Genomic DNA, 14,073 nt, shown 5'->3' with positions numbered 1-14,073 from the left:
ATTAATCAGGAGAAATCTCAAAAAGGTTACATTCGTTATCCCTCTAGTGGGTTTCAACTTTTTCCAACTGTTAGGTCAAATATAGTTTTTCACTTTTGTACCTACCTAATATTGTGTATAAAGTTAAAAACTTCCTTTTCGAAACGTTTGCAGCAAGTACTTAACAATTATGTTTGATTCTTATAATTAAAAATTAAGGTAACTTTTATCAAAGTCAAATTGATTAAAAGCCCTCTTTTTCTGACTCCTAGATGTTTTAACAAAAAAGCAGATATTTTCGATCTGCTTTTTTGTTAAAACATGTTGTATCTTATTACTTAGATTTATAGTATGAAATTTACTATTCCCAACCAGGGTTTTGGGTGAGTAAAGAATTTCTTTCAAACAGATTCAATCCAAAAGGCATCAAGAAATATCTAGGATCGGCTATCCTACTTGCTTCGATAACTGTTTTTGGCCTGTTGTTTAAGCCTAAGCTGCCACCCGAGGAAGCAGACTCCACAATGACTTTTCTAAATATGTCAAACATACGTTTTCCATCAAACCAACCATGCCCTTCTATTACAAACTCTTTTCTTCTCTCCCGGTAAAGAGCTTCTGTAAATTCCACTGGATTTAGTCCTGAAAGGTCAACGTCGGGATTTGGGCTGTAAATATCCACTCCATAGGCCCTTCGTCTAACTCGATTGAGGTATTCGAATGCTTGAGGAGTGGGGCCATTGTTTTGGCCACTGATGGCTTCTGCCATCATCAGGTACACGTCCGAATACCTTAAGATTACGTAATTATTTCGATCTCTATTGGCTTGAATAGCACCCATGTCAACAAATTTTCTGAAACCGGGAACATGCACGTCAATAAGGCTTGCAGGAACTTGTTCATCGTTATCTGCTCTTCTCCATGAACCTTCTATTGGGCTGAGGTTTGGGTCAAAATAAACTATTCCTCCACCAGCACTCTCAGGAACTTGCATCCTATCATAGAAAGTGGCAGGCCTTCTGCTGTCTCCATCAGAAAAAGATTTGTAGAAATCAACATTGGCAAGGTAATCATGCCAAGGGATTTGAAACAGCTCATTGGTAACAGCAGTACCAAGTAAAGGTGTCAAGTTTCCACCGAGATCTGGTGCATCCATGCGCTGAATATCAAAAATGATTTCCTCATTGTTTTCATTTCCAATTTCGAATATGGCAGTATAGTCAGTAAGCAAGTTGCTGTCACCAACCGTTATGGCATTGTTTAGCGCATCAATGGCTCTTTGGTAGTCCCCACTTTGGACTGATGAAGGGTCACTTGCTCTTGTCAGATATGTTTTCCCCAAAAGTGTATATGCTGCAGTTTTATTTGCCCTTCCTTTATTGTTTCCTGTAAGTGCTGATTTGGAGGTCAACCACTCAGCTGCTTGGTTCAAATCATCGATTACAAGTTCATAGACCTCCTCAGCAGAACTTCTGGGCAGTTCCAGATTTTCTACCCCAACGGTAGAGGTAACTCTAATTGGAACCCCACCAAAAACTCGGACAAGATTGAAATAGGATAGTGCACGTAAAAATAGAGCTTCACCTTTTAGTCTTTCTTTCAGAGCGATATCCATATCTATCCTTTCAATGTTATCAAGCAGAATATTTGCTCGGTTAATGGTTAGATAGCTCGCTCCGTAAATGCCGCTGAAATCTCCAACCTGAAACTGCCAGGTATCCCATCTTCCCTGGGAAGAATTCAGCTCCAGACGTGTTGTTACAGCTTCCGTTGGATATTCATTCAACTGAAGAAGATTGGTAGTATAGTTTCCATACAGCGACTGGTATATGCTGTTGGTGACAGTAATAGCATCATTTTGATTTGTAAAGAAATTTGATTCAGTAATGATGTCAAAAGCTCGTTCGTCAAGGAAACTTTCATGGCAAGCTCCGAGAAAAAACATTGAGGTTAAGAGTATAGATATTTTTAAATTTTTCATGGCTTCAACTTTTTAAATTAAAATCTTAGATTCATACCAATCATGTAAGTCCTAGCCATAGGGTAGGAGCCAAAGTCAATCCCTTGATTGATGTTGTTTTGCCCTGCCTGGTTTACTTCAGGGTTAAATCCTGAGTATCTTGTGAAAGTCAGGATGTTTTGTCCACTTACATAGACTTGTCCACCTTTAAAAATCTTACTCGTGACCGGTAGGTTATAGGCAAGCATGATGTTTCTAAGTCTTACAAATGATCCATCCTCAACAAATATGGAGCTTATACCACCTCCAGGAGTATTGTTTACAAGACCAATAGTTGGATGGAGCATAGGATAAATGGCATTGGGGTTGGATTCTCTCCAAGCATTTTCCAGCCTGTCGGTTGAAAGATTGAAAGCAACCGCATCACCGTAAAGATCTCTTTTGTTGACATTTAAAACATCACCTCCGATTACTCCTTGAAGTAAAGTGGTAAGTTCAAAGTTACCGATAGAAATTCTGTTGGTCCAGCCAAATATAAAATCCGGATTTGGATCGCCGATGACAGTCAGGTCATTCTGATCTACTATTCCGTCAGGTCCTGTAAGGTTACCGTTTTCATCCGGTGGTCCGGCTACGTCACGGTATCTGCCAGACCCAATGGTAGGGACTATTCCATTATTGTAAGTGACTCCGTGTGCATCGATCTGTTCCTGATTTTGATATACACCATCATATATGGCGCCCCAGAATACACCCAAAGGCTGTCCAACCCTGACATAAGAACCTGACGCAAAAGCAGAACCATAATCATAGCTTATTCTAGGTCCCCGGATCTGCTCTGTGCCGCCAAGATCTAAAACCATATTTCTATTTATGGAGTAATTAATGTCAGAATACCATTTTATTCTCCTTGAATTGACAATGTGACCACCTAAGGCTAGCTCTAGACCTTTATTCTCTACGCTACCAATGTTGCCAAGCACCGACCCAAAACCTGACTCTATAGGGATCTCAAAATTCATAAGAAGGTCAGTTGTCCTTTTGTAGTATAGATCTACTGAGAAAGTGACACGGTCATTGAAAAACCCCATATCTGCTCCCAGGTCAGCCTGTGTGGTTGTTTCCCATCTAAGGCCAGGGTTGGCCAGTCTTGTCATAGAATAGGCATTGACAGGTACTCCTCCAAAACTGTATTTCTGAAGAGCAAAATTGGGTAGGGAATTGTAGGAACCTATTTCCTGATTGCCTATCTGCCCGGCTGAAGCCCTGACCTTCAGGTCACTAAATACATTAAGATTTTGTATGAACTGTTCTTCACTTGCCCTCCAAGCAAAAGCTACAGAAGGGAAAAATGCCCATCTATTGTCAGAACCGAATTTTGAAGAACCATCAGCCCTGGCTGTCACTGTCATCAGGTATTTGTTATTAAAGACATAATTGGCACGTAACATATAGGAAGCCAATGACCATTCGTTTCTTCCCGAACTAACACCTGGGACATCATTTCCAGCTTGGATCGAATAGAATTTAGTGACATTATTATCGAATTGGCTTCTTCCCATAAATGTCCTATCGACTGCCCTTCTTTGGATTTCATAGACCCCAGTCAGATTAAGTCTATGCTTTCCTACCTGCATTTCATAATTGAGTTGATGGGTATTTAACCAAGTAAATGCGTTGACTGTACCTATGGAAGTGTTGGATGCCCTGTTCAAAGGATCTAAATTGTTTGAGAAGTAAAAATTTCTTCTTCGGGCTTCTGAATCAATTCCCAAAAGTATCCTGTAAGTTAGACCTTTAGCTATGGTGGCATCAGCAAAAATATTTCCTAAAACCCTGTCTGCTATTGTATTGTCAGTAGTTTCATTGATCAATTGAACGGGATTTCTTCTGTCAAATGGAGAAAATCCCGCCCTGTTGGCATCTGCTCTTTGGGAGTATAGCCCTGTTTGGGAATTGAAAACGGGTAAAATAGGAAGGTAATTAAGGGAAGCATGAACTGCACTGGCATTGGCATTACCAGATCCGCCATCGAATATCTGATTGTTGATTGACCTACTCAAAGTCAGGCTATTACCTATTTTCAACCAGTTGTTTACTTTTCCGTCCAGGTTGACTCTCATTGAATACCTATCAAACCCGGATTCTCTGATGACTCCATCCTGAGAGAAATAGTTTGCAGAAATGGCATAAACCATGTTTTCTGTGCCACCGTTGAACCCTATCTGATAGTTGGATACAGGTGCTGATCTAAATATTTCATCCTGCCAGTTGGTATTGTATTCCGGATTGTTGATTTCCTCTTGTGAAAATGGCCAAGATCCTACGCTTTCTCCAGCGGGTACCCGGTTTTGTATAGCGGCAGATTCATTGACCCCTCTCATAAATCCGGGAGCATCTAAAACATCTATTTTTCTGTCAACTGTCTGTATGCCTCGGTAAACATCAAAAGAGACTTCACCTTTGCCTGCTTTACCTCTTTTTGTAGTAATGATTACCACACCATTGGCGCCTCTGGAACCATAAATTGCAGTTGCTGAAGCATCTTTCAAAATTTCCATAGACTCAATGTCATTGGGATTGATTGATGCTAATGGATTAGGTGCTACTCTAAATTCATTGAATTGACCACCTCCAGGATTTACTTCATTGCCACTATTGTATATAGGAAACCCATCAATCACATATAGTGGCTCATTTCCTCCACTTATTGAATTACCACCACGGATCCTAACAGCTACTCCACCTCCAGGTGCAGAGGAAGCCTGAATCACTTGAACTCCAGGAGCCCTTCCTTGCATCATTTGATCTAAAGAAGCATTCACTCCCAACTGAAGATCCTTTTCTGAAATCGAAGAAACTGAACCTGTTAAATCTGATCTGTTTACTGTACCATAACCCACCACAACTACTTCATTTAGCTGGCTGAGGTCTGGGTTTAATGTAACGTTTATGGTTGCTCTTGTTCCAACTTGGATTTCTTGTTTTTCAAATCCTATAAATGAGAAAACAAGAACGCTGCTTTGGTTTGCAACAGTCAATGAGAAACGCCCATCAATATCTGTAACAGTTCCATTTGAAGTGCCTTTTTCCGTAATGTTTACTCCAGGCATTGGTTCATTGTCTTCACCAGAAACAACTATTCCTGAAACCGAGAACTGAAGGCTGCTATTTTTATTAGTATCATTTTCAGCAAAAAGGAAACTACCAAAAAGCAACGGGAACAGCATACTTGCGAATATTGTTGTAATTATTCTTTTCATAGTGGTATTCGAGAGGGTTTAAAGTTTAAGTAAATAATTAAAGGTTTCATCTGAAAGCATACCTTTCTGATGACTATTCATAAACCTAAATGGCTGTATTCAAGAGCTGTCAAATTTATATTTCATAGTATTTTTGGGTTTTGAATAGTTTTTTATGGAAGAAAATCGATGATAAAATTTTAGACTTAAACAATTTCAGGATTGACATCTTCATTTTACCTCAATCAGCATTCAATGCATTATAGTTGCCAATATCGCCTAAGCCTGACTTGAATTTTTCCCTACATTATCCGTTATTTTTATTCAAACAGAAAATTGGGTTAATGTATTTTTTGCAAATGTTTATTTGGTAAATATACTTTAGTGAAGAATAAAAAAATTAAATAGCTGTGTTTTGACTAAACTTTAGTGAAAATAACGTTTGCAATCAGACCTTTTAATTGAAAAATTTGAAAACAGTAATCACAAAACTATTTTTCCTAGACAAATAACATTTCAAAATCTAAAATCCGAAAATTTTAAATTTAGTTTTGGCCTTGTCATTTTTCAAAATTAGGAGTAAATCAGCCACACATGTCTGAGGACTTTTTCTGATGGGTTTCAAGATAGACGGCATAAACAGTAAGGGGTGACAGAGGAGGATTTATTCCGCTCCACCTTGCATTCAGTGTCAGATTTCTCCTTTGCGGGGGCTAAACAAAAGCTCCAGCGCAAGGAGTGAAAAGTCTGCGAAATAGCCATGAAAGAATATGTGATCAAACTCGAAAGGAAAGTTGACGGTAAAGAAATCACCTGCACCCAAACTTTAACCGATGCGGCTTTTCAGACGCTTCAGGGATTTATAAGAGAGACTTGTCAAATTAAGGGGCATCAGTTCCTTTTAAAAGAAATCTACCTGAGGGATTTTAAGGTTTGTGTATCTGATTTTAACAAGAATACTAATCCTTCTCATAGGGAATCATGAGGGTCAAGGTGATGAAAAAGCTCAATTATAATTTCGATACTTTACTCTATACCTTTCCAATGTCGCAGATGCATACTCTTTAACAACTAAAGCTTCTATTTCTTCATTGTGTTTATTGAAAATTTCAGTTCGTTGACCGTCAACGGTAATTCTGGCAGGAATACAGCTTGTCTTCCCTTTTGCATTTCGGTAAGATGTTCATCTTTAAAACATACTGAGAATCAGTATTTTATAGCTAATTCGGTGACTCATTTTCAATTGTAAAAATGACTCACCGCTTCGAGGTAATCTTTTTTGATTAGTCTTGTAATTTTTGGTGATTTTGGCACCAAAACGCAAAAAGCCTGTATTGGTGAAATACAGGCTTTTTATGATGAAATTTGTGAATAACTTTAGAAAATCGCTCTTAAAAGGCTTTATAGGTCGTTTTTTAAGCTTATTTCTTTTAGTTAAAATCAGATATTTCCTTGATTTTGGGAGGTTTTGAAAGATTTGAAACTAAAAAAGCAGAGAGTGGGGGATTCGAACCCCCGGTACACTATTACGCGTACGACAGTTTAGCAAACTGCTGGTTTAAGCCACTCACCCAACTCTCTGTATGTTCAGACTTATATCATGTCTGAATTCCCTGCAAATATAAATGATTAATAAACAATTAAGCAAAATGTATTCTTCATTTTCGTAGGCATTTTTTGGCTTTTGAAGTATTGAGGCTTTAACGTCTTGTCTATCAAGAATAAAATTTTGAAAATTATTTCAATTATTTTCTTCAATAACATCCATCTTGATACATCATCATCAGAAATGCCTTCATTCCTTGAAATATTCAGGAATTTAAAATTAAAAAATACCCTGTACAGGGTATTTTTTTTAAAATTCAATAGTGATACTTTTGACTAGTCAATTTTGACTTATTCGAATTTATTTTTAAATGATTTAATCAGAATTACGCTAATATTATGCTAGTATCATCAATATATGGAGTCTTTTCAATTGGCATCCAAGAAGAAGATCCTGATAAGTTAGTTATCAAAGCACGAAAAAAAGAAGCTCTTCAGAGAATTTTTGATGAAAAAAGAATTTCATTGCTGAGTTACGATAAGTTTAATTTTTCTGTCAACTTATGCAAGCAGGAATTGGCACATATTCTAATTATGATGATAAAAGAAATCGATTATACTGATTTTGAAAAAGTTTTTGATGAATCAAGCTTTAATTCTGACCAAACTTTAGTCAAGTAATTTTTCACTTTAAAGTTCATAATTTTTAATTTAGAAACCCTTGAGCTCTGACTTCTAATTTTTTAAGATCATCTGGTATTTCTGAAAAATTTGGGACAAACAGGTACTTGTTGTCTTATTTTAAACCAAAACCCAATAAAAAATTCAATTGATTTATTAGTTGATTTATTTATGAAATCCATTTATTTTAGTTTGAAGTTTAAAAATATATAGGCAAAATTTTATCTTACTTATTATTTATAAAAAGAATAAAATTTTATAATTATTAGTTGATCAATACTTTATTTTAAATATTCCTATCCTTAACTTTATAACTTCTTTAAAGCATTTTATGCCTTAAGTTTGAGTCCACATTAATAATGATGATATGTTGAAGGTTACAGAAATTGAGTCAATGATTCCCCCATATTTTAAGCAATCTGATTTGATTTATGTATGTGTAATTGATATCGAAGGACAGATTTGGTTTGCTAATGATAAGTTTCAAAAATTAATCGGTTCAAAATGTCTGTCAACTTGCGAGGTGAATTTTTCTGAATGCATAAAAGAAAACCAAGAATTTGACCTTCACTCTTTTTTGATTGATGTGACAGGAAAGCCTAACCAAGGAGCAACAGTAGAATTGAACCATAATGGACAACCTGCTAAATGGGAGTTTACAGCTCTTGTGAATTCAGAAGGAGACTTTTCAGGTATTTTGGGTGTAGGTTATCCAAAGCAAGTGGTGGTAAGTACATCCCAGACTGATTATACTTTTCCAAAAGAGGTAAATCCTGCCACTGATATTTATTTTGAATTGAACCATAATTGGCAGATTAAAAATGCCAATGAGCTCGCTGAAAAGTTTTTTGAATTGAAAAAGGAAAATCTGATAGGCAATACCATTTGGCAGATTTATCCTGAAAAAGACATTTACAGGTATGCTTTAGAATTTAAGAAAGCAAAAGAAAGCAAAACCATGCGTGTTTTTGAGGATTTCAACAGCCTCAATGGCAGGTGGTACAAGATGTATATTCTACCCAGAAAATCAGGATTAGATGTCATTTTCAAGGATATTTCTCAGATTCAAAATTTGTCTGACGAGATCCAACAGCTTCAATTTACCTTACAATCGGTCTTGGAAAATGCAGAAGAAAATATTTTTTTAGTAGGTAAAGACCTAAGATTAGTTGGATATAATTCAGCGGCTGAAAAATTAGTAAAGCAATATTTCAATAAAAATTTGCAGGATGGAGATAAATTTATCAATTACCTATTTGAAGGTCTTGATGATGTTTTCCTCAAAGAGGTTGAATCTATATTGAGCGGAAAATTCAAGTCTTTTGAACTTGCTATTTCTAAAAAAGGCAAAAAAGACAAGGTTTTATTCTCCCATAAGTTTTTTCCTTTGATAGACAACCATGATAATATTGTAGGCTTTGGATATGCCAGCAAAGATATCAATGATGAAACAGCTTTTTTGAATAAAATAAAGGGACAGAATAAGGTAATGAGGGATATTTTACATAATCAAAATACAGTTTTACGTTCTCCGTTATCATCAATTCTAGGATTGTTAGAACTGGTTGATGATACTCAGCTTGATAAAGAAAACAAGAAGTATATCTCATATTTAAAGCCTTTAGCACAAGACTTAGACAAAATTATCCGCCAAAATTCAAAAAAAGTTTCTGACCTGGATTAAAAAAAAGAGCTGTAATCAAAAGAAAAAAGTTTAGGTGGTACTGTAAAACCTCCTGCTGAGATCTCTTCTGAAGACAACCAACCGGTATTATCAGCTTTTAAAAAAATTGCCTCTGTTTGTCCCAAGACAGCTGGACTCCCAAGAACTATCCTGTTTTTTTTGCCTTCGAATATATCAAATGAGGAGTATCCTGAAAAAAGCCAAATAAAACATTGTGTTGAAAAACCCTGATTGGTGTACCCAATCATTACAATGTCTCCAGTTGTAGGATTTATATCTGCTCCTGTGATTAGACCTTGACTGTCAAATTCAGTAATGAATTCGGCTTCATAATCCCCAGGCGAACTAGGTAGCGTATAGTATTTGGTTTTGTTATCAAGCCAATTTTTGCTGAATAGATGGAGTTTTCCATTTGCAAAAAAAAATGCTTCGCAATCAAAGTTGTTATTGTTCAATGCTGGTGTAAAGTCAACCTGATCAGGATAATTGAAAGTGATTTTATCAGCTTCAACATCAGTTTGACTTATGATTTTGGATTTTTCTACTCTATAAACTGTCAGGTCTTTTCTATTTCCTGAATTGTTACCGAAGTCTCCAATATACAAGTATTGATCATTTTGAGCCAAACTTTCCCAATCTACATTGGGGGCATTGCTGACCCTCACCCTTTTTAAAGTAGTGCCATTGGTCTCGTCTACTTGATAGATAATGTTTTCATTCCCACTATCATTGATTGTCCAAAGCTGGTTGTTGAAATAGGCCAATCCAGAACTTTCTCTTAACTCGGAGACGAGGTTGGTGACAAACTGAGGCAATTGTGATGTAGGTACTGTTTCAATATTTACCAACAGATCTTCTTCGATTAATTCGAAATCTCTCATTTGTAGATTAATGACTTCTCCCGAACCGCTAGAAATGACAACCCTGTAGTTGTAATGTTTGTATGCTTCTACAGTAATGGTCCTTCTGATGGTATTTTGAAAGATGCTTTCAACTATTTCCAGAACAGGTTCCTTGCCTGAAATCGCATATTTATAATAGTGATTGCCTAAAAGTGGCATTTCAATGTTTCCCGCATCTACCAACACTGGTGGAGTTTCAAGATTTTTGTTTTCCACAGTTACCAAACCATATTCCGTTTCAGCTTCCAATTTAATCTGTATTGATGGACTATTTAGCCTGAATTCACCTTCAGCTGTGTAGGGTAAATAATCCTCATAATTACTCCCTGTCACTACTGTGCTATAGGTGTAATCTGCGTAAGGTAGACTCAAGGAACTGTTTCCAAAATTATTTGGGTTATAAATAAGCTCATACTTTTCACCTGTCTGTTGGCTTGTAAAGATGATTTTCGCCTCTGAATCAAATACATGGGTCCAAGTTGAGCCAGAACTCAATTTTGCATTAGGGTTACCCTGGTTGTATACCTGCAGTTCTATGGCACTCAACCTTACTTGACCTTCATTTAAAGATGGTTCTTCTTTTTTCTCACAGCCAAGCAAAAAGAAAAACAGAATTACATATTGGTTTTTAATTTTCATGGAGGGTGAGATATTTAATTTTATCAAATCTAATCCATTAAGCGCATACTCACAATTGATTTTTTAAATCCTGCATTTGAATTGAACTAAGGAAGATTTCAGATTACAACAAACATTTAGGAAAACAAAAAGTTACCACTGTAAATAAACGAAATAGAGTCATGAATCAGGTTTTGAAAGAATATTCATCAAAGTCCAATGGAAACAGTAACGGTAATGGGGCTCTAAAGAATGAAAACAGCTTATTAGTAAAAGACGCAATATTTGTTAGAAACAAAGGAAATTTGGTCAAAGTTAAGTTCTGCGACATCATGTGGATGAAAGGTGATGGTAATTACACTACGCTTGTCACTAGAACCAGTGTTTATTCTTTGAGAAACATTCTTAAAGAGTTTGAGTCCATCTTACCTTCAGAAGAATTTATTAGAATTCATAAAAGTTACATTGTAAGAGTTGAAGAAATTACCACCATCAATCCCAAAGAATTGACGGTGGGTAAAGATGTTGTTCCTGTTGGAAGAACTTATTATCAAAACTTATTAAACGGAATCAATAAACTTGGTTCTGGAGGGGGGGAATAACAATCAGCCTTCCTTCCAGTATAAGTTGCTGTCTCCGTAGCTTAGGAATCTATAATCTTGGGATAAAGCAGTATCATATATATCACGCCACTTCCCGTTTGTGAATGCTGCTATAAGTAAAACTAGTGTAGATGATGGTTGGTGGAAATTAGTCACCAAGCCATCACATACCTTAAAGTTATATCCGGGCATGATAAAAATCTCAGTTGATCCGGTGATCTCTCTTAGATCATTTTTTTGCATGTATTCACTAATTGCACTAAAACTTTCTGTCCTATTTGGGAGGGATTCGAAAGAACCGTAGGGAAAGAGTTTTTCAATTAAAAATTCACTTTTCTGGTTATGCAGTAACTTCACGCCGTACCAATAAAGACTTTCCAACGTTCGCATAGATGTAGTCCCTACTGCTACTATTTTTGCATCGTGGGCTGCAATATTTGTAATGCTCTCAAAAGATACCACTACTTGTTCACTGTGCATGTTATGCTCTGAAATCACCTCAGATTTGATAGGTTGAAACGTGCCAGCACTTACATGTAGCGTAAGGTATTCCTCTTTTATGCCTTTATCCCTGAGCTGGTCAAATACATTCTCTGTAAAATGGAGACCGGCAGTGGGAGCAGCTACAGCACCTTCTTTTTTGGAATAGACAGTCTGGTATCTTGGCTTATCTTCTGGAGTAGCTTTTCTGTTGAGATAGGGCGGAAGGGGTACCTCCCCCGAAGCCTCTACCAGCGACACAAAAGGCACCAAATTGCCTGACCAATCAAATTGCACCAGGCGATTTTCTCTATCAGTGAGAGTTGCTTTTAGCTCAATCAATTGACCTTGGATTTCAATAGCACCTTTTAAAGTTTCTCCGGTTTTCCATTTTTTCAGGTTTCCGATCATACATTCCCAGGTGACCATTTGCGTATTGATCATGACCTCATTGATTACTGTGCTGGGAAGTATAGGCTTCAATAGAAAAATTTCTATGCGAGCACCTGTCTCTCTCTGAAAAATCATCCTAGCTGGAATAACCTTGGTATTGTTGAATACCATCATGCTTCCTTCAGGAATTAGTTGTGGCAATTCTCTAAAAGCATGATGGCTGATACCTTTTGAACCGTCATAATGCAGTAGCTTAGATTCATCTCTTTTTTCAAGGGGAAATTTGGCTATTTTTTCATCAGGCAATGTATATTCGTAATCTGTTAACCTTATATTTTGAATTGATTTCAACAAAGTCATCGGTAGCTTGTTCTGTTTTTGATTGAGCCTGCAAATATAGTCCTAATGCCACAAGATTTAAATAAAATTAGCTTCTCCTATTATCCTCATTTGCTCAAATTCAGATTTGAAGCTGGAACTTCAAGAGGTACTTTGACAGAAAAAAGAACATTTTTCTTAAAAGCTTATTGTAGTGATCTTCCTGACTTGGTAGGGTGGGGTGAAGCAGCCCCTTTACCGAATCTAAGTCCAGATGATATTCCGGACTTTGAAGATTTATTTTCCAAGCTCTGTATTGATTTATCTGGCAAAAATATCCCCAATAACGAAAAAGAGATTTATCAATGGGTGAGCCAACACATTCCTTATGAACTGCCAAGTGTGCGGTTTGCTTTTGAAACAGCCTTACTGGATTTAAAAAACGGTGGCGAAAAGAAAATATTCAACACGGAATTTTATAATTCCCGAGAACCAATCTCAATCAATGGCTTGATTTGGATGGGAGATAAGGATTTTATGCTCAGGCAGATTGATGAGAAACTGGAATCAGGCTTTGATTGTATCAAAATGAAAATCGGTGCCATCGATTTTGATCAGGAATGTTTCCTTTTGGGCTATATAAGAAAAAGGTATGATGCAAAAACCATCACCTTGAGGGTGGATGCAAATGGTGCATTCACAGCTTCAGAAGCACTTCAGAAAATGCAAAAGCTTGCGTCGTACGATTTGCATAGTATAGAACAACCGATTAAACAGGGGCAGTTAGCAGCAATGTCAGAATTGTGTGCGCAAACTTCTTTACCAATTGCCTTGGATGAAGAGTTGATTGGGATCTATGGGCGGAATGAAAAAATAGCTCTCTTGGAAAAAATCAAACCTCAATACATTATTCTCAAACCTACTTTGCTGGGTGGGATAGCCTCAAGCAAGGAATGGATTGATATTGCTTCTTCTATGGAGATAGATTGGTGGATGACTTCAGCATTGGAAAGCAATATCGGTCTCAACGCAATAGCACAGTTCACTTCTACATTTCAGACAGTGCTTCCTCAAGGTCTCGGCACTGGCCAATTGTACCATAACAATGTAGCTTCTCCTTTGGTAATTGAATCAGGTGCTTTGTTTTATGATCCAGATAAGGAAGAATGGGGCGACTTGGGTAAAACCTCTTAAAATTGACATTTTTTGCAATCTATACTTTGACTGTAGAATATCAATTTTAAAACCATTGTATTTTTATTTAATGAAATAGATAAAGAAGATTGTAGTCAGAAAAATAACATCTGGTTAATTGGACAATAATTGAAAAGTAAAGGCATAAAAAAAGTCCCGAAATATTCGGGACTTCTTCAATTGATGTCAATGTTGTATATAGCTTAGACTACTTTAACATTCACAGCGTTTAGGCCTTTTCTTCCTTCTTTAAGGTCGAAAGTAACTTCGTCATCTTCTCTGATTTCGTCGATCAAGCCTGTGATGTGAACGAAATACTCTTTTGATGATTCGTTGTCTACGATAAAACCGAATCCTTTAGATTCATTAAAAAATTTAACTTTTCCTGTGTTCATGATAATTGATATTGAATTAATAATAGTTCAAAGGTACGGATAGTTTTCACATATAAAACTAATCAGTAAAAATAATTCAA

General features: G+C 36.6%; 10 protein-coding genes and 1 tRNA gene. 5 read left to right on the top strand and 6 right to left on the bottom strand.

Annotated features, from left to right (window positions below):
- Window positions 1-340: 340 nt before the first annotated feature.
- Both CLW00_RS01720 and CLW00_RS01715 read right to left on the bottom strand, forming a co-directional pair.
- Window positions 341-1,960, bottom strand: coding sequence for a RagB/SusD family nutrient uptake outer membrane protein (locus tag CLW00_RS01720; protein WP_106131909.1), 1,620 nt, complete (start codon window positions 1,958-1,960; stop codon window positions 341-343).
- 17 nt (window positions 1,961-1,977) lie between these two features.
- Complete coding sequence (locus CLW00_RS01715) at window positions 1,978-5,202, bottom strand: SusC/RagA family TonB-linked outer membrane protein (RefSeq protein ID WP_106131908.1); 3,225 nt, start codon at window positions 5,200-5,202, stop codon at window positions 1,978-1,980.
- A 739-nt stretch (window positions 5,203-5,941) separates the two neighbouring features.
- Here CLW00_RS01715 and CLW00_RS21235 point away from each other — a divergent pair.
- Entirely contained in the window at window positions 5,942-6,166 is a 225-nt protein-coding gene (locus CLW00_RS21235; protein ID WP_146131358.1) for a hypothetical protein, read from the top strand.
- Window positions 6,167-6,673: 507 nt separating this feature from the next.
- Here the strand turns inward: CLW00_RS21235 and CLW00_RS01710 are convergent.
- A tRNA-Ser gene (locus CLW00_RS01710) sits at window positions 6,674-6,762 on the bottom strand.
- A gap of 363 nt (window positions 6,763-7,125) precedes the next feature.
- On the opposite strand from CLW00_RS01710, the gene CLW00_RS01705 reads away from it, so the two are divergent.
- Together CLW00_RS01705 and CLW00_RS01700 are read left to right on the top strand one after the other, a co-directional pair.
- On the top strand, window positions 7,126-7,407 hold the full coding sequence (locus CLW00_RS01705; RefSeq protein ID WP_106131907.1) for a hypothetical protein: 282 nt from the start codon (window positions 7,126-7,128) through the stop codon (window positions 7,405-7,407).
- Between the two features lie 367 nt (window positions 7,408-7,774).
- Complete coding sequence (locus CLW00_RS01700; protein WP_106131906.1) at window positions 7,775-9,091, top strand: PAS domain-containing protein; 1,317 nt, start codon at window positions 7,775-7,777, stop codon at window positions 9,089-9,091.
- Here the strand turns inward: CLW00_RS01700 and CLW00_RS01695 are convergent.
- Window positions 9,088-10,632 carry a hypothetical protein gene (locus CLW00_RS01695; RefSeq protein WP_106131905.1) on the bottom strand — a complete coding sequence of 515 codons (1,545 nt, stop codon included), beginning with the start codon at window positions 10,630-10,632 and terminating at the stop codon, window positions 9,088-9,090. The genes CLW00_RS01700 and CLW00_RS01695 overlap by 4 nt on opposite strands.
- Window positions 10,633-10,793: 161 nt before the next feature.
- Between CLW00_RS01695 and CLW00_RS01690 the strand changes: the two genes are divergently transcribed.
- Window positions 10,794-11,213, top strand: a complete 420-nt coding sequence (locus CLW00_RS01690; protein ID WP_106131904.1) for a LytR/AlgR family response regulator transcription factor — start codon at window positions 10,794-10,796, stop codon at window positions 11,211-11,213.
- A 3-nt stretch (window positions 11,214-11,216) separates the two neighbouring features.
- Here the strand turns inward: CLW00_RS01690 and CLW00_RS01685 are convergent, their stop codons facing one another.
- Window positions 11,217-12,446: an S-adenosylmethionine:tRNA ribosyltransferase-isomerase gene (locus tag CLW00_RS01685; protein ID WP_106131903.1), complete on the bottom strand. Its 1,230-nt coding sequence runs from the start codon at window positions 12,444-12,446 to the stop codon at window positions 11,217-11,219.
- 45 nt (window positions 12,447-12,491) lie between these two features.
- Between CLW00_RS01685 and CLW00_RS01680 the strand changes: the two genes are divergently transcribed.
- Window positions 12,492-13,598: an o-succinylbenzoate synthase gene (locus CLW00_RS01680; protein ID WP_106131902.1), complete on the top strand. Its 1,107-nt coding sequence runs from the start codon at window positions 12,492-12,494 to the stop codon at window positions 13,596-13,598.
- A 203-nt stretch (window positions 13,599-13,801) separates the two neighbouring features.
- Here the strand turns inward: CLW00_RS01680 and CLW00_RS01675 are convergent, their stop codons facing one another.
- Window positions 13,802-13,993: a cold-shock protein gene (locus CLW00_RS01675; protein ID WP_009032438.1), complete on the bottom strand. Its 192-nt coding sequence runs from the start codon at window positions 13,991-13,993 to the stop codon at window positions 13,802-13,804.
- Window positions 13,994-14,073: the final 80 nt, after the last annotated feature.

The organism is Mongoliibacter ruber (assembly GCF_003003005.1).
GTDB lineage: Bacteria > Bacteroidota > Bacteroidia > Cytophagales > Cyclobacteriaceae > Mongoliibacter > Mongoliibacter ruber.
This window is presented reverse-complemented; position numbering and strand designations above follow the sequence as displayed.